Source organism: Methylobacterium tarhaniae, assembly GCF_001043955.1.
Classification (GTDB): domain Bacteria; phylum Pseudomonadota; class Alphaproteobacteria; order Rhizobiales; family Beijerinckiaceae; genus Methylobacterium; species Methylobacterium tarhaniae.
Map to the genome: position 1 here is coordinate 18,622 of NZ_LABZ01000006.1, position 20,919 is coordinate 39,540.

General features: G+C 62.1%; 17 protein-coding genes. 13 read left to right on the forward strand and 4 right to left on the reverse strand.

Annotation, left to right across the window (positions count from 1 at the left end; all coding sequences use genetic code 11):
- Window positions 1-199: 199 nt before the first annotated feature.
- On the reverse strand, window positions 200-454 hold the full coding sequence (locus tag VQ03_RS32540) for a PilZ domain-containing protein (protein ID WP_167376043.1): 255 nt from the start codon (window positions 452-454) through the stop codon (window positions 200-202).
- Between the two features lie 310 nt (window positions 455-764).
- Between VQ03_RS32540 and VQ03_RS00750 the strand changes: the two genes are divergently transcribed.
- The 8 genes from VQ03_RS00750 to VQ03_RS32550 all read left to right on the forward strand — a co-directional run bounded on the left by VQ03_RS00750 (window position 765) and on the right by VQ03_RS32550 (window position 8,834).
- Window positions 765-2,357: an ABC transporter substrate-binding protein gene (locus VQ03_RS00750; RefSeq protein ID WP_048448933.1), complete on the forward strand. Its 1,593-nt coding sequence runs from the start codon at window positions 765-767 to the stop codon at window positions 2,355-2,357.
- Between the two features lie 10 nt (window positions 2,358-2,367).
- Window positions 2,368-3,309, forward strand: a complete 942-nt coding sequence (locus VQ03_RS00755; RefSeq protein WP_048448934.1) for an ABC transporter permease — start codon at window positions 2,368-2,370, stop codon at window positions 3,307-3,309.
- Window positions 3,306-4,244: an ABC transporter permease gene (locus VQ03_RS00760; RefSeq protein WP_425350014.1), complete on the forward strand. Its 939-nt coding sequence runs from the start codon at window positions 3,306-3,308 to the stop codon at window positions 4,242-4,244. The genes VQ03_RS00755 and VQ03_RS00760 overlap by 4 nt, the downstream gene beginning before the upstream one ends.
- A gap of 249 nt (window positions 4,245-4,493) precedes the next feature.
- A complete protein-coding gene (locus VQ03_RS00765) occupies window positions 4,494-5,486 on the forward strand; it encodes an ABC transporter ATP-binding protein (protein ID WP_048448935.1) in 993 nt (330 codons plus the stop codon).
- Entirely contained in the window at window positions 5,483-6,478 is a 996-nt protein-coding gene (locus tag VQ03_RS00770; protein WP_048448936.1) for an ABC transporter ATP-binding protein, read from the forward strand. Before VQ03_RS00765 ends, VQ03_RS00770 begins: the two co-directional genes overlap by 4 nt.
- Window positions 6,479-6,515: 37 nt before the next feature.
- Window positions 6,516-7,655, forward strand: coding sequence for an amidohydrolase/deacetylase family metallohydrolase (locus VQ03_RS00775; RefSeq protein WP_048448937.1), 1,140 nt, complete (start codon window positions 6,516-6,518; stop codon window positions 7,653-7,655).
- Window positions 7,656-7,952: 297 nt separating this feature from the next.
- Window positions 7,953-8,522: a class I SAM-dependent methyltransferase gene (locus tag VQ03_RS32545; protein ID WP_157063890.1), complete on the forward strand. Its 570-nt coding sequence runs from the start codon at window positions 7,953-7,955 to the stop codon at window positions 8,520-8,522.
- Between the two features lie 9 nt (window positions 8,523-8,531).
- Window positions 8,532-8,834 carry a hypothetical protein gene (locus VQ03_RS32550; protein ID WP_157063891.1) on the forward strand — a complete coding sequence of 101 codons (303 nt, stop codon included), beginning with the start codon at window positions 8,532-8,534 and terminating at the stop codon, window positions 8,832-8,834.
- A gap of 139 nt (window positions 8,835-8,973) precedes the next feature.
- On the opposite strand, the gene VQ03_RS32555 is transcribed toward VQ03_RS32550, so the two are convergent.
- Window positions 8,974-9,279, reverse strand: a complete 306-nt coding sequence (locus VQ03_RS32555) for a hypothetical protein (protein WP_157063892.1) — start codon at window positions 9,277-9,279, stop codon at window positions 8,974-8,976.
- A gap of 472 nt (window positions 9,280-9,751) precedes the next feature.
- Between VQ03_RS32555 and VQ03_RS00785 the strand changes: the two genes are divergently transcribed.
- Complete coding sequence (locus tag VQ03_RS00785) at window positions 9,752-11,221, forward strand: tyrosine-type recombinase/integrase (protein ID WP_157063893.1); 1,470 nt, start codon at window positions 9,752-9,754, stop codon at window positions 11,219-11,221.
- Window positions 11,222-12,396: 1,175 nt separating this feature from the next.
- Here the strand turns inward: VQ03_RS00785 and VQ03_RS00790 are convergent.
- Window positions 12,397-12,639 carry a hypothetical protein gene (locus VQ03_RS00790; protein ID WP_048448940.1) on the reverse strand — a complete coding sequence of 81 codons (243 nt, stop codon included), beginning with the start codon at window positions 12,637-12,639 and terminating at the stop codon, window positions 12,397-12,399.
- Window positions 12,640-14,341: 1,702 nt separating this feature from the next.
- Between VQ03_RS00790 and VQ03_RS00795 the strand changes: the two genes are divergently transcribed.
- From VQ03_RS00795 to VQ03_RS32570, 4 genes are all read left to right on the forward strand, one after another.
- Window positions 14,342-14,902 (forward strand): recombinase family protein, encoded by a 561-nt coding sequence (locus VQ03_RS00795; RefSeq protein ID WP_048448941.1) that lies wholly within the window; start codon window positions 14,342-14,344, stop codon window positions 14,900-14,902.
- Between the two features lie 1,074 nt (window positions 14,903-15,976).
- Complete coding sequence (locus tag VQ03_RS32560; protein WP_157063894.1) at window positions 15,977-17,308, forward strand: hypothetical protein; 1,332 nt, start codon at window positions 15,977-15,979, stop codon at window positions 17,306-17,308.
- Window positions 17,309-18,421: 1,113 nt separating this feature from the next.
- Window positions 18,422-19,210 (forward strand): hypothetical protein, encoded by a 789-nt coding sequence (locus VQ03_RS32565; RefSeq protein WP_157063895.1) that lies wholly within the window; start codon window positions 18,422-18,424, stop codon window positions 19,208-19,210.
- 3 nt (window positions 19,211-19,213) lie between these two features.
- A complete protein-coding gene (locus VQ03_RS32570) occupies window positions 19,214-19,798 on the forward strand; it encodes a hypothetical protein (RefSeq protein WP_157063896.1) in 585 nt (194 codons plus the stop codon).
- Between the two features lie 688 nt (window positions 19,799-20,486).
- Here VQ03_RS32570 and VQ03_RS32575 read toward each other — a convergent pair.
- Window positions 20,487-20,720 carry a hypothetical protein gene (locus VQ03_RS32575; RefSeq protein ID WP_157063897.1) on the reverse strand — a complete coding sequence of 78 codons (234 nt, stop codon included), beginning with the start codon at window positions 20,718-20,720 and terminating at the stop codon, window positions 20,487-20,489.
- Window positions 20,721-20,919 lie beyond the last annotated feature (199 nt).

Here is a 20,919-nt window from a genome sequence, read left to right on the forward strand (position 1 = left end):
TGGAGTGTCAGGGGCTATGGATTCCTGGCTATCGACTTCGTCGATCTCCCGGGCGGCGTAGAGAAGCGCTGTATCTGTTCCAGATGGCTGGCGGGACGAGTCACCAGGCTCTCAGATGCGTGCGTCGCATTTCGGCGCAAGTTTCGCAATCCGATAAACCGGCAGCACCTGAACTTCGCTCATGTGCGACGACGTTCGGTTAGATCGGCACCACGAACGTCACGCCGACACGGCCGCGCCGGCGCCAGACCACGCGGCAGCGGCGCATCACGAACTCACCCGCGATCGCCAGCGTGATCGCGTCCGGCACGACGGTTCCAGCCGGGACCACCAGCGTCGCGCCGAAAGGTGAAATGTTCGAAATACGACAATCCAGTACGGGTGTCGGCGAGTCGAAGATGATCTCTCCGCGAGATCCCGCCGACCCGGCCCGTGATGCGTAAAATAGATCCATGCTCCGGCCTCGGGCCATCACGACGAACGATTATTGCTCAAGATTGCCGCTCTCGCCCAGAGGAAATCGCGCGGAGGTCCTCGGCTCGAGGGCCTGGCTCACCGATCCACGCCGTGCCGAGCCGACGCTGGCCTCCGCTCCGGCAATCGTGGCGCGAAGCTTGCTGAGACCGCAAGCGTGACCGTGGCGACCCCGCGTTCCGCCTTGACCGAGCACTCGGACCGGGGCGAACCTTGTGGGAGAGAGCCGGCTCCCCAGGGGCTCGGGCACGGCTCGCGACAGACAGGCCCCGCAGGCAGGACATGCGCCCATGGACCGCAGGACGTTTCTGAAAGGCTCGGCCGCCCTCGGCGCGGCCGGCATGGCGCCGCAACTCGCCGCCCCGGCGCTCGCGCAGCCGGCCAAGGTGCTGCGCTTCGTGCCGCAGGCCAACCTCGCCAACTTCGATCCGATCTGGGGGACGCAATACGTCGTCCGCAACGCCGCCGCCCTCGTCTGGGACATGCTCTACGGCGTCGACGCGCAGCTCAAGCCTCAGCGCCAGATGGTCGAATCGGAAGAGGTCTCGGCCGACGGCCTGACCTGGACCTTCCGCCTGCGGCCCGGCCTCAAGTTCCACGACGGCGAGCCCGTCCTGTCGAAGGACGTGGTGGCGAGCCTCACCCGCTGGATGGCCCGCGACCCGATGGGCCTCATGATCCGGGCGGTGCAGACCGAACTCGTGCCGGTCGACGACCGCACCTTCCGCTGGCAGCTCAAGAAACCGTTTCCCAAGCTCCTGCTGGCCTTGGGCAAGAACAACGCGCCCTGCGCCTTCATCATGCCGGAGCGGATCGCCAAGACCGACCCGTTCACGCAGATCACCGAGTATGTCGGCTCCGGCCCGATGAAGTTCGCCCGAGCCGAGTGGGTGCCCGGCGCCCGCGCGGTCTTCGAGAAGTTTACGGACTACAAGCCGCGCGACGAGCCGTCCTCCTGGCTTGCCGGCGGCAAGCGCATGCTGCTCGACCGGGTCGAGTGGGTGATCATGCCCGATCCGGCCACCGCCTCGGCGGCGTTGCAGAACGGCGAGGTCGATTGGTGGGAGAACCCGATTCCGGATCTCGTCCCGCTCCTGCGCAAGAACACCAACATCAACGTCGATATCGCCGACCCCCTCGGCAATATCGGCTCGTTCCGGATGAACCACCTGCATCCGCCCTTCGACAACCCGAAGATCCGCCAGGCCGTGCTCATGGGCATGAACCAGGAGGATTACATGCGGGCGCTGATCGGCGACGACGACAAGCTGTGGAAGCCGCTACCCGGGTTCTTCACCCCGGGCACCCCGCTCTACAGCGAGGCGGGCGGCGCCAAGATCGGCAAGGGCGACCTCGCGGCGGCCAAGAAGCTCCTGGCGGAGGCCGGCTACAAGGGCGAGCCGGTGGTCTGCGTGGTGGCGCAGGATCAGTCGATCACCAAGAACATGGGCGACGTGACCGCCGACCTGCTCAAGCAGATGGGCATGAAGGTCGATTTCGTCGCCACCGACTGGGGCACGGTGGGCACCCGCCGCGCCTCGAAGGCGCCGCCGTCGCAGGGCGGCTGGAACATGTTCCACACCTGGCATGCCGGCGCCGATTGCATCAACCCGGCGGTCTATCCGGCGATCCGGGCCAACGGCGACAAGGCCTGGTTCGGCTGGCCCGACCTGCCGCCGGTCGAGGCCGGCATCGCCGAGTGGTTCGACGCGGCCGATCCCGCCGCCGAGAAGGCGGCGATCGACAAGGTGAATGCCGCGGCGGTGGCGGGCGGCGTCTACGTGCCGACCGGCTATTTCCTCGGCTACCAGGCCTGGCGCAAGACCGTGACCGGCGTGGGCAAGGGGCCGTTGCCCTTCACCTGGGGCGTGTCCAAGGCCTGAGGAAAACCCTGTGTTCGGCTTCCTCGTCAGGCGCGTCCTCGCCGTCATCCCGGTGATGGCGGTGGTCGGGCTGTTCGTGTTCAGCCTGCTCTCGCTCGCCCCCGGCGACCCGGCGGCTCTCATCGCCGGCGACCAGGCCTCGCCGGCCGATATCGAGCGCATCCGCGCCTCGCTCGGCCTCGACCGGCCCTTCCTGGTCCGCTTCGGCGAGTGGGCCTGGCGCATCCTGCACGGGGATCTCGGCACCTCGATCTTCACCAACCTGCCGGTCACCACCATGATCGGGCAGCGGGTGCAGCCGACCGTGTCGCTGATGCTGGTGACGCTCGCCTTCGCCGTCCTGGTGGCGGTACCGCTCGGCGTCCTGGCGGCCTGGAAGGCGGGGCGGCTGGTCGATCGTCTCGTGATGGGCGGGGCGGTGCTCGGCTTCTCGGTCCCGGTCTTCGTCGTCGGCTACCTGCTCGCCTACGTCTTCGCCCTCGAGCTCGGCTGGCTGCCGGCGCAAGGCTACACGCCGATCGAGCAGGGGATCGGCCCCTGGTTCGCCAGCCTGGTCCTGCCGGCGCTGACTTTGGGCCTCGTCTACATCGCGCTGATCGCCCGGGTCACCCGGGCGACGATGCTCGACGTGCTGCAACAGGATTACGTGCGCACCGCCCGGGCCAAGGGCGTGGCGCAGGGGAGCGTGCTGTTCGTCCACGCGCTCAAGAACGCCGCGGTGCCGATCGTCACGGTGATCGGCATCGGCATCGCGCTGCTCATCGGCGGCGCCGTCGTCACCGAGACGGTGTTCGCGATTCCCGGCCTCGGCCGCCTCACCGTCGATGCGATCCTGCGCCGCGACTACCCGGTGATCCAGGGCGTGGTGCTGCTGTTCAGCTTCACCTACGTGCTGGTGAACCTCGCGATCGACCTCCTCTACACCCTCATCGACCCGAGGATCCGCTATTGAGCGCCGCCCACCCCCTGGGGGGTCAATCTCCGGGACCCGAGGCGCCCCCCGGCCTCGCGGTCGCCGCGCCGCTGCCCGACCTCTACCCGCCGCGAAAGGCTTACGGCCGGATCCGCCGGACCTGGCGGCGCCACCCGACCATCGTGATCGGCGGCGCCATCCTGCTGATCGTCGCCCTGATGGCGGTGCTCGCCCCCTATCTCGGCACCGTCGACCCGACGGCGATCGCGCCGTCGCGCCGGACGCGGGCGCCGTCGGCACAGTATTGGTTCGGCACCGACATGCTCGGGCGCGACCTCTACTCGCGTGTCGTCTACGGCGCCCGGGTCTCGCTCCTCGTCGGCTTCGCGGTGGCCCTCTTCGCCTCGATCGCCGGGCTCGTCGTCGGCCTCGTCTCCGGCATGGTGCGATGGGCCGACGGGATCATCATGCGGATCGTCGACGGCCTGATGTCGATCCCGCCCATTCTGCTGGCCATCGCCCTGATGGCGCTCACGCGGGGCTCGATCGAGAACGTGATCCTGGCGATCACCGTGGCGGAGATCCCGCGCGTCGCGCGGCTGGTGCGCGGCGTGGTGCTGTCGCTGCGCGAGCAGCCCTATGTCGAGGCCGCGGTGACCACCGGCACCCGCATGCCGATGATCATCTGGCGCCACATCCTGCCCAACACCCTCGCGCCGATGACCGTGCAGGCGACCTATATCTGCGCGTCCGCCATGATCGCCGAATCGATCCTCTCGTTCATCGGCGCGGGCGTGCCGCCGGCCACCCCCTCCTGGGGCAACATCATGGCCGAGGGACGGGCGCTCTGGCAGGTGAAGTTCACCATCATCCTGTTCCCGGCGATCTTCCTGTCCCTCACCGTGCTCGCCGTGAACCTCGTCGGCGACGGGTTGCGCGACGCCCTCGACCCGCGGATGGCGAAAGATGTGTGAGGGCCTGCTTGCCTCCGGCGGTTCTGCCACCCTCCATCGTCATCCCGGGGCCGCGCGGCGGAACCCGGGATCCATCACCGCCAACGGTTCGGAGCGAGTCGGACCGCGATCCGCTTCGTTCGTCGACGTCAGCGGTCACGGATCCCGGATTCTCGGCTGCGCCGAGCCCCGGGATGACGCGCAGGGTGTCGGATCCGGGGATGGTTCCACCTTGATCTTGTCGATGATCCCGCCCCGGAGACGACGCCCGTGACGCTCCTCTCCGTCGAGAACCTCCAGGTTCATTTCCGCACGCCGGACGGGGTCAACCGCGCCGTCGACGGCGTCTCCTTCGCGATTCGAGCCGGCGAGACCCTGGCGATCGTCGGCGAATCCGGCTGCGGCAAGTCGGTGACCTCGATGTCGATCCTGCGGCTCCTGCCCGAGCCGCCGGCGCGGCTCGCCGGCGCCATCCGGTTCGATGGGCGCGACCTCCTTCAGCTCCCCGAGCGCGAGATGCGCCACATCCGCGGCAACGCCATCAGCGTGATCTTCCAGGAGCCGATGACCTCGCTGAACCCGGTCCTGACCGTGGGCCGGCAGATCGGCGAGACCCTGCGCCTGCACCAGGGCCTGTCGCGCAAGGACGCTGAGGAGCGGGCGGTGGAGATGCTGACGCTGGTCGGCATCCCCGAGCCGCGGCGCCGGGTGCGGGAATACCCGCACCAGCTCTCCGGCGGCATGCGCCAGCGGGTGATGATCGCCATCGCGCTCGCCTGCTCGCCGAAGCTCCTCATCGCCGACGAGCCGACCACGGCCCTCGACGTGACGATCCAGGCCCAGATCCTCGACCTGATGCGCGACCTCAAGCGGCGCGTCGGCGCCGCCATCATGCTGATCACCCACGATCTCGGCGTGGTGGCCGAGGTCGCCGACCGTGTGGTGGTGATGTATGCCGGCCGCAAGGTCGAGGAGGCGGCGGTCCGCGACCTCTTCCGCTCACCCCGCCACCCCTACACGCGGGGCCTGATGGGCGCCGTTCCGCGCCTCGGCGCCGCCGAGCAGCCGGGTGCGCCGCAGCGCCTCGCCGAGATCCCCGGCATGGTGCCGAGCCTGAAGACCCGCATCGACGGCTGCGTCTTTGCCGGCCGCTGCCCCTCCGCCACCGATCTCTGCCGCAGCCACGCCCCGGCATTGGAGCCGAAGGCGCCGGGCCACCTCGCCGCCTGCCACTATGCGCCGAAGGACGCGCTCGCCGCGTGACCACGCCCCTTCTCGCGGTCGACGACCTGCGCAAGCACTTCCTCCTCGGCGGCGGCCTGCTCGGCCGCCATGCCCGCAGCCTCAAGGCGGTGGACGGCGTCTCGTTCACCCTCGAGAAGGGCGAGACCCTCTCCCTCGTCGGCGAATCCGGCTGCGGCAAGTCCACGGTCGCCCGCAGCCTGATGCGGCTGTTCCCGCCGACCTCCGGCCAGGTGGTGCTCGGGGGCCGACGCATCGACGATTTGTCGGCCGGGGCGCTCCGCCCCCTGCGCCGGCGGATCCAGATGGTCTTTCAGGATCCGTTCTCCTCGCTCAATCCCCGGATGCGGGTGCGCGACATCCTGGCCGAGCCGATCCGCAATTTCGGCCTGGCCCGGAACCGCGCCGATCTCGACGGGCGCCTCGCCGCCCTGATGGAGCGGGTCGGCCTGCCGCGGGAGGCCCTGTCGCGGTTCCCGCATGAATTCTCCGGCGGCCAGCGCCAGCGCATCGGCATCGCCCGGGCGCTTGCCGCCGAGCCCGACCTGATCATCTGCGACGAGGCGGTCTCGGCCCTCGACGTCTCGGTCAAGGCGCAGATCGTCAACCTGCTGCAAGACTTGCAGAAGGAACTGGACTTGGCGCTCCTGTTCATCTCGCACGACCTCGCCATCGTCGAGCACATGACCCACCGGGTAGCGGTGATGTATCTCGGCAAGATCGTCGAGATCGGCCCGCGCCGCGAGATCTTCCTGGCGCCCCGGCACCCCTACACCCAGGCTCTGCTCTCCGCCGTTCCGGTGCCGGAGCCCGATGCCGGCCGCACCCGCATCGTGCTGCGCGGCGACGTGCCGAGCCCGATCAACCCGCCCGCCGGCTGCCGCTTCCACACCCGCTGCCCGCACGCCTTCGAGCGTTGCCGCACCGAGGAGCCGCGACTCGATCCGGTCGGCGGAGACCATTTCGCCGCCTGCCACCTCGACGGCGCCGCCCTGCCGGCGCAGGCCGCGTGACCGGTTTTCCACAGTGTTCAAGATCAGGAACAGAATTGTGCAGCACGAGCTGATCCTGCGGGGCGCCCGCATCATCGATCCCTCGCAGAACCACGACGGCATCGCCGATGTCGCCTTCACGAACGGCCTTGTCTCGGGCTTCGGCCGCGACCTGCCCGTTGGGGAGGGGTCGGTGGTCCGGGAAATGAACGGGGCGATCGTCACCCCGGGCCTCATCGACCTGCACACCCACGTCTATTGGGGCGGCACCTCGCTCGGCATCGACGCCGACGCGTTCTGCCGGCTCTCCGGCGTCACCACCTCGGTCGATACCGGCAGCGCCGGGCCCGGCAACTTTCCGGGTTTCCGCAAGCACGTGATCGAGCGCTCCGAGGCCCGCATCCTCGCCTACCTGCACGTCTCGTTCGCGGGCATCTACGGCTTCTCCAAGACCGTGATGGTCGGCGAGAGCCAGGACATGCGCCTGATGGCGCCCCGCGAGGCGGTCGCGGTGGCGGAGGCCAACCGCGACGTGATCATCGGCATCAAGGTCCGGGTCGGCGCCCACGCCTCGGGCACGCAAGGCACGGCGCCCCTCGAGATCGCCCTCCAGGTCGCCGAGGAGACCGGCCTGCCGCTGATGGCCCATATCGACGAGCCGCCGCCGAGCTACGAGGCGGTGCTGGCGATGCTGCGCCCCGGCGACGTGCTCACCCACGCCTTCCGGCCGTTCCCGAACTCACCCGTCACCGCGCAAGGCGCCGTGAAGCCCGCGGTCCGCGAGGCGCGCGAGCGCGGCATCCTGTTCGACATCGGCCACGGCAAGGGCTCCTTCGCCTTCAAGACCGCCCGGGCCATGCTGGCCGGCGGCTTCCACCCGGACACGATCTCGTCGGACGTGCACGCCCTCTGCATCGACGGCCCTGCCTTCGACCAGGTCACCACGATGTCGAAGATGCTCTGCCTCGGGATGAGCCTCAACGAGGTCGTCGCCGCCGTGACGGTGAATGCCGCGGTGGCGCTCAAGCGCATGGAATACGGCACCCTGAAGGTCGGGGCGCTCGGCGACGCGACGGTGCTCGCCGTGCGCGAGGGCGCCTTCGACTACGTCGACGTGCTGGGCGAGCACATGACCGGGGACCGGCGGATCACGTCGGAGGGTGTGGTGCTGCGCGGGCGGTGGTGGCATCCGATCTGAGAGCCTGTCCGAGCGATTGCGCCGACCGACCTGGTATGCACGCCGCAAACTCTCAGTGTCGTCCCGGGCCTCGTCGAAGACGGGAAACCGGATCCATCACCGCCGACGGCACAGAACAAGGCGGCCTGCATTCCGCCTCATCCTGAGACGTCGACAGTGATGGATCCCGGGGTCCGCTGGGAAAGGCCCCCGAACGACGAGGCGGTTTCGGAGTCGGCCGGCCGCATCAAACAGGCTCTTCGGACAGCGCTATTATGATATGGAAGGATTCGTCAGTGACATCACCGGATCTCCCATATGCCAATCTCCGAGAGCTACCGCCAGCAGAACGCCGAATTGCATAACCGCTATGCGTCATATGGCACGTCAAGCAAAAGGTGGCATGACAAGGTCAACGAACTCTCGGAAAAGCTCAATCCAAAAAGCATTCTTGATTACGGATGCGGCAAAGGATTGCTGGCGGCAGGCCTTCCGGCACTGTCGATCCGCGAATATGACCCTGCCATTCCAGGTAAGGACAAAATACCGGAATCTGCCGATCTCGTAATATGCACCGATGTGCTGGAGCATGTCGAGCCGGATATGCTTGAAGCGGTACTTTCAGACCTGGCAAGGGTCACGCAACTCTGCGCATTTCTCAATATCGCGATCCGTCCGGCAAAGAAGGTACTTTCCGATGGCCGGAACGCTCATCTCATTATCGAGCCTCCGGAATGGTGGCAGGCGCATATCGAGCGGTTCTTCACGATACTCAGCTGGGATGTCGTTCCGCAAATGGAGGTGAATGCGCTCGTTGCTCCGACGGCGCAGGCTGAAGCGATACTCTCACAATTAGCTCTGCCTGGGCACGTCGATGTCGGACGGTAAGCTGGAGCGATGCTGGCAGCCGGGGCAGTGAATGGACGGGAGCAGGTTTTTGAACCGCCGCACGGCGTTGCCGTCAATCGCGCCCCAGCGACTTTCCGCCGCCCGTTCGCGGGCTCGATCTCGCCCGAGATCATCGAGAACGCCGTCAACCGCAATCGTGGGCCGCTGGACTCCCTGCGCCACGGCGTCACCCGGAACCTCAAATGCGTGCTCGGTAGCGCTCAGCCATCTTCGCTTGGCGCCTCAAAGTCGAGCGGCTTGCTCGTCGCGCCCTCGCTGATCCATATTGATGTCAGTGCGTCATATAATTGAGTTGAGCCCCGCGCTAACATCGACTGCAATGCGCGGGTCCATGCGCCGGGGATGCGCAGCAGGCTCGAATGTCGCGCGCTCCACTTCGCCTGGCCGATCAGCAGGATCTCGGTGGCTCATAGAACCCCATGCCATATAGTTAACAGCCAACACGGGTGCCGTCGGGGCTCTCGCCGATCGGTATCCATGACCGCGTTTGCATCCGGACTTGGCCGAAAGCCTGATTGTAGGTGAGATCCCCGAAGACGAACTGCCCGCGCCGGCCGTTGCTGAGCGCCACGAGGGCCGACCCGGTCATGAGGCCGGCCTGCCGCGTGACGATCGCCTCGCCCCGCACTCGGGCGCCGCAGGTCACCGGGATCACGATCGTGGGGTTGGGGTCGCGCACCGACCAAGTGCCGGCGCAGCGGATCGACCCCGGGAAGGCCACCCAGAACTCGCCCACGCCGTTGCCGTAGCCTACCCGGCTGCGGCGCTGCCGTTCAGGAGCTGCCCAGTGATCGGGACGGCAAAGATCGACGCGGGCCGCGCACTCGCCAGGCCAGCCAGGAACACGATGACGAGGAGGGGAGAGAGACGAAAGCGGTTCATGCGCACCAGCCACCCGGTACACGTCGACAGAACCTCACCTCCACTCAGCCTGCGCCGACCACCCGGCCGTCATACCCTGTCTATGCAGAAGCGAGATCGACGGCACACAATGGTGGATGTCCGCAGAGCGTTTGGGCCGAATGACCTGACCTAACCGTCAAGGAGATATTCTGAATATTGAAAAATTATTTGGCGGAGAGAGAGGGACGATACGCCCAAGGTTGCCTAAGCCCTTGAGCCATTGAGATAGCAGCGTTTTTTCTCCTTGAAATGGGGGACACACCGGGGGACAGAGTGGGGGACAACTCCCATCTGAGCCCTCGTTGATGCCCTCTCCCAAGAAGCTCGGCAGACACCTCGAATGGCATGGCAACCGCATCCGTGTCGTTGTCCGTGTGCCTCCTTCCATGGTGGCGAAGGTCGGGAAGACGAAGCTCAAGGAGACCCTGGACACCACCGATCCGCTTGAAGCTGAGCGGGAGAAGGTGGACGTGATTAGGCGCCTTCGCGGGTCGCTGGACGGTACCCGTTCCGTTATCGTCCGGGCTGACCTGTCTAGCGAGGCCCTACAGTGGCGCGATTTGGTCGAGCGGGAGGACGAAGGCGATAAGGTCGTCAGCGGTGGGGAGGGCGGTGACACTCCCCTGTCCATTCGCGAAGTGCTTTCAGACCGCGTGGACGAGGTTGAGCAAAAGCACGGGTACGATGCAGGACAGACCTTCGCCGCTGTCGCCCTTGGCATACAGACGCCTCTCACGTCTCTTGTAGACCGATGGTTTGAGGAGCGTCATGATATGTCCCCCGGCTACCGGGAAGACATCAGGAGAGCCTTGAGCCTCCTCGAAGCGTGGTGCGGAGAGAAGCGGACGAACAAGACCGTGGAAGCGATTACGCCACGGGTAGCAGGTCGCTTCATCCATGACAGCTTCATCGCCACGAAGAAGCACCCGAAGTCAGCCAATAAGCACATCACGTGCCTGAGTTCCTACTGGAAGTGGCTCGTGAAGCGCCACGGCATCACAGTGAACCCATGGGCCGGACAGTCCATCTCTGCCAACATCCCGCAGCGCCGCGACATGCCCACGGCTCAAAAGCGACCCTTTACCGATAATGAGGTTCGCACGCTCCTGAACGGCATCCGCCTGCCCCGAGAGCGTGACATCTCCATCATCAGCGCCTTGAGCGGGATGCGCCTGGAAGAGGTCGCGGGCTTGCGGGTGAAGGACTGCGCTGACGGCTGCCTTCGCGTGACCGATGCGAAGACGCCTGCGGGTCTTCGGACCATCCCGGCTCACTCTGCCCTGGCACCGCTTATCGCCCGTAGGACGGCAGGGAAGGGGCCTGACGCCTTCCTGTTTGACGACCTTGAGGAGCAGAAGCCGGGATCGAAGCGGGATCGTTCAGCGCCCGTCAGCCAAGCCTTCACGCGGGAGCGCAGGCGTCTTGGAGTGGATGAGCGAGTCTCTGACGCTCAGCGCCAATCCAACGTGGATTTCCACTCCTGGCGTCGTTGGTTCATCCGGCAGGCTGTTGCTGGCCTTGAACGCGGTGGGAGTGGCTACACGCCTTGGACCCTGGCGAATGTCGTTGGTCACAAGGCTGAAGACGGTTCAATTGACGGCATGACGCTTCCTCTCGGCATGACGATGGGCCGTTACCCCGGAGCGGCGCCTATCGAGGCGATGCGGGCCTGTATTGAGGCCGTAAAGCTTCCGAGTGGGTGTTACATCGAAGACGGAATGATGCCCGCATCGGAGAAGCCGCAGCGCCGGGTAGGAATGCGGAAGAGGCCTTAGGTTCAAGGCGAAAGCATCTGACGCGGCGAAGGTTGAGGCGCTGACAGCGGTGTTGGGTCGGAGTTGAGGATGAGTCATGTAAGGTTCAGAATGAAACCTGTAGATGCTTGAAACAGTGATGACCTTGCATCGATTTCGTGCTTCTATGCGCTAATGATCGCGGACAGGAATGCTCTGAGTTCACACCGCGACACGCAAGGGCCTTACGGTAAGTGCAACTAAAATCGCATGTGCTTTTGTCCGTGGAGTTCTGACGATGTCGGATACTACCGCCCTTGATAACCAGCAGTCGTGTGTCATTCCTGACCCGCGCCTAGCCATCCATGCTCACGTTCGTAAAGTGATTTCAGACGCGATAGACGATCTGCGGAGGGCTTCAGCCGTTGCCATTGAGTCTGGAACAAAAGCACGTGAGAAAGCCACATAACTCCTTCCACTGACGACTCGCGCGTTCTGGCTGCGAGAGCCTTGAAGCTAGCGTAAATCCACTCCGCCTATCACCACGACTGCGGCAAACCCGGCCGCCAATTGAACGATACCTTCTTCTTGCCGCGTTTCCGACAGTACCCTTCAGCAAAGAAGAAGGCCCGCCGTAGCGGACCTTTGTGTCAGTCTGGTTCGCAGGAACCACTCAGCAACATGCCGAGTTACTCCCATGCAGTATGGCGATGGCGTCGCCGTGCTGCTCTCGCCCTCATGGGCATTTCCTCCCCAGACTTCGGGCCGCTCTCATAAGGGGCGGCCCTTTTTTCGCCTAGGTCTAATTAACGTACCTCAATCCCGCGCCCTTGGTTGCACCATTTGTTAACAAGGTGGTGAGGGTTTGTGCGGCGAGGCCTAATAGTTAACCTCACCCCTTCCCGCCCTGCACCACGCGCAACTTCATCAACCCCGGAGGCAAGTCCGGTGGTCGTCCGGGCCGCTCTATGTCCTCAAAATGCGCCTTGCACTTCGGCACATACTGGCTCTTGATCCTGCCTCGCGGTGGGTCTCGCCAGGGGCAATCCATTGCGATCCGGTCTAGCACCTCGTCAAGCGGGGTCTCAGGACCGAACTTCGCGGCCAACCTCGCAAGCCTGTAGCTGCCCTGTCTGTCCGGGCATTGGGGGCATCCTACCCGCACGACCACGAACGGGTAGGCAGCGAGGTTGGTAGGCCGGGGTGGCGGAGGATCGTCAAAGCGCATCGCCGGTGTCGTCCAGGCGCCCACGGACAAAGCCACGGGAGATGAGCCGGCTGCGCTCGCGAGTCCAGCGTTCGGCTTCTAAGAGGTCTGCTAAGGCGTCCGTGATGGCGCACCGCAGGGCAAGCGCAGGTTCACCGGAGGTCTGCGAGAGGTAGGCCGCAGCGATGGCCTCGATGAGGCATGAGGCGTTGGCGGATGGGCCTTCAGCGGGTCCGGTGTCGCTCGCCAGCATCGTGTGCCCTCCTCCCGAATCATCAAGAACGAATAGGGAACACGCCACGGGGTGGTTGGTTCGGTCAACGCCGATGCAAAGACGTTCGCCCATGAGCTTGATACGCGGTCAAACGGTCACAGGAATTACCCGCCGAAAAGCTCACTACCCCGTGTTGACGGACAGGGTGGAAGGAAGTCTATTGAGGCTGTGAGTCCTTCATGTGCCCCTCTTCGCAGATAGCCTCACGGCCGGGCTACTGCCCAGAGAGGAGGTGATTTTGATGGCAGCTCGCAAGATCGGTCGAAACGCTGGTACGGGTCGTTTTACCACGGTGAAGACGGCTACGTCTAAGCCGAAGACCCACGTCGTAGAGACGATCAAGCCGAAGCGGTAATGCTAAGGCGGCGGCGGTTCGGATTAGTTCCGGCCGCCGTTTTTGTTTTCTGAGAGATTCTACAGCTTCTAGGCGCATACGCCCGCGCGATGCTCGAAGCCCTCGGAATGGGATCGGACCAGTTTTGGACCAATGTCCCAGATGCCTACGGACGGGACCGGGACGCCCTCGCGCTCCCCAAAGACCTGACGCTCACTCTTATCACCGGCTACTCAATCCCTCTCCGGGCCGCTGTGGTGAAGCGCTGGCAGGAGCTTGAGGCTCAGCAGGCACCACCCTACCCAACTTCGCGAACCCCGCTGAGGCCGCCCGTGCGTGGGCCAGTGAGTACGAGGCGAAGCAGCTTGGTCAGACGGCAGGGCAGAATGGGTGACTAAGCGGCACCCACTCCCACCTCTAAACTGTTAGCAGTAGCCGCCGCGACCACCAGCTTTGCAGCCGGAAGCTCTCCCACCACAGTTGGAACCGTCACTGGCCCTATCATAAGAGTTGGTGCAGGCATTAGCCTTTGTCGGAACCGCGAACGGTGCCGACATCACGGCAACAGCGAAAACAGCGGTGATGATCGTCTTCATGACTCCCCCAAGCTGGCAGGTTGCTGCGGCTCTGTGCCGGTTCAACACCTACCTAAAGCCAAGCTAGCGGGGATGTTAGGGCTTGCCAAGTCAGAAGTTGTGGTCCTGCGCTATTGCCACAAGAGCTTGCGTGAACAACCCGTGAGATGAGAGACGTGAATGAGTGGAAAATCTGATAAAAAAATGTGAGTCGGCATCGATCAAATCGAGGCGCGTCATTTCCCCCATGCCGGCCCTCGGTCGAGAGTGTCGATGAGGGGAAGTGGGTCGCGTCAGCCGCAGGGCGGGATCAGGTTGTTAGGGTTGCTTGGGCTCGGTTCGCGATCCCTCCGAGTCAGCCCCAGCCGGTTGCCAATCAGGCCGGAGATGAGGCCAAACACGAGCCATCCTTTGAGAGGGATCGCACCACCCAACAAAGCGAGGCCCATCCCACCGACCATGAGACCCAGGACGACACCAGCCGCGGTACTGGCGAGTGTCCACCGTCCTTCCCGGGTTGTCGCCCAACGGTAGAGGCCGACTACGATCTTCATCAGGATACGTCGCATGTGGTGTCCGTCGAGTGATGCCGAAAGCCGTCTCCTTGATGCCTAGCCCTAGCGTGGCCGTGGAGGCGTTCCAATAGGGCAAGCTCCAGCGGAACGTTCCACAGGGCTGGCCGAGCCGTTCCACAAGACTGGTCTTGTGTTTCGGAACGGCTCGTGGTTCCATGTCTCAGAACCTAGTGGAACGACCGACTGGAACGGCCCCCATGCTCATCGGCTACGCTCGCACGTCAACACTGGACCAGGATGCCGGCTTCGAGGCCCAACTCCGTGAGCTGAAGGCCCTCGGTTGCGAGAAGGTCTTCCAGGAGCAGGTGTCATCCGTGGCCCCTCGCAAGCAGCTCGAAGCGGCCCTGGAGTTCGCCCGTCAGGGTGACACGCTTGTGGTCACGAAGCTGGACCGCTTAGCCCGTAGTGTCGTCCACCTGGGCAAGATCATTGAGGCACTGGAAGCCAAGGGCGTTGCCCTCCGCATCCTCAACCTGGGTGTGGACACCTCGACGCCTACCGGGAAGCTCATGCTCAGCGTGCTCGGAGGCGTGGCACAGTTCGAGCGGGAGATGATGCTTGAGCGCCAGCGGGAGGGCATCGCCAAGGCCAAGGACGAGGGCCGCTACAAGGGCCGGAAGCCGACTGCCCGGGCTCGTGCGGAGGAGATCAAGGCACTATCGGCACAGGGCATGAGCATGGGCGCCATCGCGGCGCAGCTCGGGATTGGAAAAGGGTCCGTGCATCGCGTGCTGAACCCGGCTTCTCCCGCCGCGTAGGGGCTCGCAGGCGGGGTCTCTGAGGCCGTCGAGAACGACCGTGAAGGTCCGACGAAGTCAGCGCGCCAAAAGCTCTGTGATTCCAGCGCTTTGAGCCGAAAACGATGTATTACCCCCCTCACTAGGGAGAAGGCGCTCTCTTAAGCTTTACCGCTCCGCCTCGATTACCCCACGCACAGGCTGGAGAGCCGTCTAGCCCTACGCCTTCACCTGATCTGCCTACGCGCCTGTCCTCCAGGGGATGGGCGCAATTCGTTTGGGCTGACCTCAAGCCGCGTCTAACGGCCCCTTACGGCCCCTATCCAGGATCATCACACATGACAGCACGAACTTGCCGTGCGCCCGGCTGTGGCGCGCGAACGTCCCGCTATGGGGCCTTCTGCACAACTCATCGCTCCCGCTCGCGGCGTCACGGTCACCCGGACCAAGAGAGCATCACCACGGCTGACCTCAAGCCGTACCTGAAGCTCGTTCGAGCCCGCATCGCTAGGAACGAGGCGAGCCCGCTGTGGGCCGAATGTGAAGCGAGGTGGAACGCTGTGCTGGAACACGCTCGCCGCGTTCTGGCAGCCTTCCAGCGTTGTCAGGCAGGTTATCGGCCTGAGCGGATTGCATCTCAGGAGGTGGTGAAGCTGGCGGAGAGCGTCGAGCCATCGAAGGTGGTGGAGACGACCCTCGCCGTGTTTCTCTTGCAGGAGCAGCAGCCGCGACGCTTCCGCTCGGATAAGGCTTTCCGGTTCCAACTCGTGAGACGCCTTCGGGGACTAACGGACCTGAATGCGGGCTCTTGGTACAACCACAAGACAGGGAAGACACACAGAGCTTACCGGGAACTGACGCCTCGTGCTGTCACTGCGTTCGCTCAGTGGATTATTGAGGCTCTTGGCGGTGTCGCTCTGTACCTCGCGGGTCTCGAACGCAAGCAAGAGCAAGAGCGGCAAGAACAAAGGCGTTTGTTGACTGAGGCATTGGAGGCGCTTCAGTGATATTCTCCGAAACAGGAATTCTTCTGCGTCCCACTGCACCTGAGTTGTCAATGACATTCCGACCACGTCGTGTGCCACGAGGCACGCGATGAGCACCCATGCCCGACATCGTTGGTTTGACGAGTGGCAGGGCGCTGCAACAACCCGTCTCCGCAGGCTTGTGGAGGAGGCTACCACCCTGGTAGCTCAGTACGAACGAGAGGCCGGCTCACGGCTCCGGGAGAGGCGTCCTGACGACCTCGCCCACCACCTCACGGCAACGGAAGTTCTCGTCTCGAACCTCGCCTACGCGGTCCTCATGCCGCCACCGACAGGGCGCCTTGCGCTCCTCACCGGCAATGGGAATGAGGGCTGTACGCGCTACGATAACCAGGCCTTCGGGAGGCCGTTCCGTACGCTTCTCGACACGTTTGAGGGCATCGGATGGCTGTCCCGGGAGAGAGGGTATCGCGACAGGCAAGGAGGTGTTGCCTCCTCCATCGCTCCCACACCCCTCTTCGTTGGCAAGGTCCATGAGGCCAGCGTCAGCCTCTCCGACTTCGGCAGGATCGAAGGGGAGGAGTTGATAATCCTCAAGCGAAAATTGACGGCCGATGTGGACCGCTCATCCCGCAAGGAGCTTGTGAACTACCCCGAAACGACCATGACAAGCTCACTTCGCGACACAATGAGGGGGTTCAACTCCTTCCTGGCTGGGGCTGATATCTCATTCGTTGATGACGGCCTCGGTGCGGTAGACCTTCACAACCGCATTCAGCGGAGACACTTCCTCACTGGCAGCGATGATGCTCCATCCTGTAGCCTTGGAGGACGCCTTTACGGAGGTGCATGGCAGAACCTTCCGCGATCCCGAAGAGCATCTATCAGGATTGAAGGCGAGCCTATCGCTGTCCTCGACTACAGCGCCATGGCCCCAAGGCTGGCCTACGCGAGCGTTGGTGCAACTCCTCCACCGGGAGACATCTATACTCTGCCAAGGTTAGACCCGGTGCATCGGCCTGCTGTGAAGAAGGCGTTCAACACGCTCCTGTGTGACACCTTCATTAGGAAGCGTGGATGGCCTGAACCTGAGGATGGTGATCCACGGCTACCATCCTCATGGACGATCCCTCGTTTCAGGGCTGCCCTGCTAGACCGGCATCCTGCCCTGCTTCCTTGTCTAGGGACGGGGATGGCTCCTCAGCTTCAGAACACGGAGAGCACCATCCTCATGGAGGTGCTGAATGAGATGAGGATAAGGGGTATCCCTGTCTTGAGCCTTCATGATGGTCTGTTCTGTCCAGGCACTCAGGCTGACGAGGTAAGGACGGTGATGGAGGGTGTCGCCCTCGCGATCACATCAGCAAACGTCCCTGTCAGCGTTCACCCCGTGCCTGCTACCACTAAGAACCAACCAATCAACCATATACAGGAACCGTAAGGCTCCCTCGGGTTCTTAGGCGTCAGCATCACTCTACCCCTGTCCTCTGCCTCATGCAGCCGGAGGACAACCCCAACACTCCAACACATCGAGAGAACCACATGAACGATCCCGTCCCGTCACAGGGCGCGAGCGATGGCACACCTGTGCCTGCACCTCAGCGCCCTCAGGCTGCCCCGTCAGCGTCCGCTAAGCTTCCCCGGGTACTCACATCCTCCCGCCCCTGGTGCCGCTCCTGAGTCTTCCCAGGGCATCGTAACGCCCGTCTCGGGATCGTCCCGTCCATCGTGTCGGGCGTGACTAATGGCACGAACGGAACCGAAGCCTGGCACCGTCCAGAAGCGGCCGTCGCACGACATCATCACTGAGGGCGACGCTTTGGGCGTCCTCCTCTCCGATAGGCCGGCACGGGTGTGGGTGGGTCAAGCCGACTACGACCGCATCGTGAAGGCCTGCGGCAATCGCGCTTGGGCGTGCGTCGAGGCAGCGCGATACGTGAAGCTCAAAATCGACCAGAAGGTCAGCGTAGGTCGCATCCCAGGGAGTGGTGTAGGAGCAGCCCAGCGCTGAGGTGGCCATCACCAATCTTCCGGTAGGGTTCGAGTTGCGAAGCTTGAACTCTCACATCGGAGACGATGATGACCGACAACAGGATGGCCCTGATTGATCGAATCGAGTAAGGGGCAGTATGTACGCTTCTCCGTGACCATTGCTCGAATGTTAAGAAATTGTCCGATCAATTCGCTGCCTGGGATGAATCTGCAGATGCGCTTGCGGACCGTTGCGCTCCGACGTCATCCTCGAAACATGTCATTTCCCGCTGATTTTATACCGTCATAGTCGGTGAAATTTATGCGAACAGTCTTATCATATCGACTGAAAGCTGCAAGCTCGTATAAGGCTCGCTGAATTTAAGTAATATAGGAGAGCAAAATCACGTTTAGACTACGTATTATAACGTCAGCAGAGTGAATAGTTCAAGGTACAATTTGTTGGCTTCGTGTGGATATTTGGCAAAAATTTGCGTGCTGAGCTCTTCTGCTTCCATGCTCTCGGAGTTTGTGTGCAAGCAAAATTGTAGTAGACTCCATAGAACCGATCTGGAGCAGAGCCATGAGGCGTTATGTGCTAGCGGTTTCAACGATCATTGTTTGCTCGCTGATAGCCTCCGAGGCGCATGCGCAGACGTCTCGTCAAGCACTGCGGCATGATCTGTTCGGCCATTACGATAAAATCAAAAGCATAATGAGGGCTGAGATTATTGGCTCATTACCCTCGAAGAAAGAAAAATCATACGACCTTGAGACTTGCTCGACTGGCACCCAAATGGTCAACGAGAACACTAATGACGGCTTGTATCTGACTCTGCTCGATCTCTCGTATGATGTATTGAGCCCACAAATGGCGCTATCGGCCTTGGGTTATCCAGAATATACATGGAAACGGGAAATTGAAAAATACGAGCGTCTTCATCTTGAAAGAATTGCCAACCGTACTGCGAAAGGGTTGCCGCTCGATTATAGCGTAGACACGGACCGCAACCTGCAAAAAAAAATTGTTATATCTGCCGAAGATGCCCGAAAACACAATTCAGCACTTCCTAGAGTCTACATAGAAGGTGGGTGCGGTGATGGCGAAGTTCCTGTTAAAATTAGCCTTAATCCACCAGGGGGAAATATCCGATTGATAACAGATTTTTCATTTAAGTTTTGTAAACTGCAGGATATCGACCCGTACGATGTTGATCTCTGCAATCGGTGGAAGTCTGTAGAGGAAAATAAAGCAACTGAACTCTCAGGCAATTATCACTATCTAGTAAGATGGAACGATGGCTCGGTCAGAAGGGACACTATTTCAATCGTCAGTGGCAACAAGGAGTTATTTACAATAACGAAGCACTGACTCATGCCAAACGGACTCGCTAACTTCAAGAACCTATTGCGTGAGTTCAGAGAGCTTGCTGCTTGGGCTGCAGGACCAACCGCAGCGCCATTTGTAGCACATCTACTCGATCTCGCTCCTCCCTGGCCGAGAAGCATCGTCTTTTTGACCACAATCACTGAATTAATCGCTTTAGTTCTTGCTTTTCAATTATTAAGTGGAGCATCAAAGAAAACGATACAGCGAGTCATGCTATCGAGTTTAGTTGTAATTATGATCTTCAGTCCAATATATTTAATCGCTGCGTCGCAATTTACAATCAGGATGCCAAACAAAGACTTGACGGTTGCTGGTTTAGTTTGCACGGGAGAAGCTAGAGCGGTTTATAAAGATAAATGTCCATGGCTTGGTAGATTTGAACTCGCAGATGCTGAATATAATGCGGATCAACTCTGGGAATTTTGGTCGATTTCATTAGTGAGAACAGGACTGGTTATGTTGTGGTCCTTGATTTTTGGGGCGCTTAGTATGCTATTTGGAAGCTTTCTTATACATCAAATGCGGCTCAAGCCGCCACGAACGCGGCGAGATTTCCGCCAATCTGCCTAGTACAGCCTGTCGTATCAATATGCGCGGTATTATAACGAGAAATTTTATGATATATGTTTAATAATTTTTTATTCGTATAAGGACTTATTGTAATAACTTATCACTTTTACAGCGGCAGTCGCTAGAGTGGCCCCGTTTCGTTCGGACACAAGGCGCGACCGCGAGGACCTGGGCAGAAGCCTAGGAGTGCGCCTATGCCGAACGATATGTAGCGGATCGAGATCATCACGGGACGCAAGCGTCGCCGGCGCTACACCGCCCAGGAGAAGGTGCGGCTGGGTCACTGAATCACCGACTGCAAAGAACACTATCCCCATTGAGGGTTCGGCATGCGCTCGTCTCGCGAGTTCATCCGCGGTAGAATGCAGCTTGCACCGTATCCGGTCTGACGCGGGCAACTCCAAAGCTCCCCTAGGCTCCTCACCCTTGGCCTACTCAGTACCAGCCCGGGACAGCTCTCACTTGTCTGTCTTTTAGCCCAAGAACCTGCACCTCAACACATAGGGCAGTCACAGAGCCACACAGCAAGTCACTGGCGGCATTCTCAAGCTTGGCAACGGGTGGCCTACCTGAGGACGAGAGCGGCGCTGTGCGGGCTCGTAGGGCGATTATGGGCCCTGCGGTCACGGTGCGTTCTCGCTGGCTCCTGCCGTGGAGACCATCTCTCATCCTGTGAGGAGCAGAATGGCTACGCCTCGAAAATCTTCCAGTGCCCGCCAGTCGCGTTCTTGACGCCGTTCGCGTCACACCGGCTGACCATGAGCGCGCTGTCTTGGTCCCCTCTGCCGGGCGGGATGATGTGGGCGAGCTGTGCCGTGCCGTCGTGATACTTCAGTGCCCAAGACGGCACGCCCGCCTGAGGGTTAGAACCTTGGCGGGCGTTCTGCTGACCTGTGAATGGCAGGCCATCACCATCGGTCATACCGCGCCGCCGCAAATGTGCCGCTGACGCTACAATCATCTATTCCTCATATCCTCCGGTGTAGCTGTCAAGAACCACTCCATTATGCCTAACCTCCATGCGTATACGTGTTCTATCCGGCCCAGGCGAAAATGTCTTTGAGGTATCTCTCCACGTGTATTTAACAAATAACTCCAAAGGACCAAACGTTCCTATATAA

What these genes read in the sequence shown, in the direction of transcription:
- VQ03_RS32540 (WP_167376043.1), bottom strand. Translation starts at nt 454, where the DNA reads ATGGATCTATTTTACGCATCACGGGCCGGGTCGGCGGGATCTCGCGGA.
- VQ03_RS00750 (WP_048448933.1), top strand. Translation starts at nt 765, where the DNA reads ATGGACCGCAGGACGTTTCTGAAAGGCTCGGCCGCCCTCGGCGCGGCC.
- VQ03_RS32545 (WP_157063890.1), top strand. Translation starts at nt 7,953, where the DNA reads ATGCCAATCTCCGAGAGCTACCGCCAGCAGAACGCCGAATTGCATAAC.
- VQ03_RS32550 (WP_157063891.1), top strand. Translation starts at nt 8,532, where the DNA reads ATGCTGGCAGCCGGGGCAGTGAATGGACGGGAGCAGGTTTTTGAACCG.
- VQ03_RS00785 (WP_157063893.1), top strand. Translation starts at nt 9,752, where the DNA reads ATGCCCTCTCCCAAGAAGCTCGGCAGACACCTCGAATGGCATGGCAAC.
- VQ03_RS00790 (WP_048448940.1), bottom strand. Translation starts at nt 12,639, where the DNA reads ATGCTGGCGAGCGACACCGGACCCGCTGAAGGCCCATCCGCCAACGCC.
- VQ03_RS00795 (WP_048448941.1), top strand. Translation starts at nt 14,342, where the DNA reads ATGCTCATCGGCTACGCTCGCACGTCAACACTGGACCAGGATGCCGGC.
- VQ03_RS32560 (WP_157063894.1), top strand. Translation starts at nt 15,977, where the DNA reads ATGAGCACCCATGCCCGACATCGTTGGTTTGACGAGTGGCAGGGCGCT.
- VQ03_RS32565 (WP_157063895.1), top strand. Translation starts at nt 18,422, where the DNA reads ATGAGGCGTTATGTGCTAGCGGTTTCAACGATCATTGTTTGCTCGCTG.
- VQ03_RS32570 (WP_157063896.1), top strand. Translation starts at nt 19,214, where the DNA reads ATGCCAAACGGACTCGCTAACTTCAAGAACCTATTGCGTGAGTTCAGA.
- VQ03_RS32575 (WP_157063897.1), bottom strand. Translation starts at nt 20,720, where the DNA reads ATGACCGATGGTGATGGCCTGCCATTCACAGGTCAGCAGAACGCCCGC.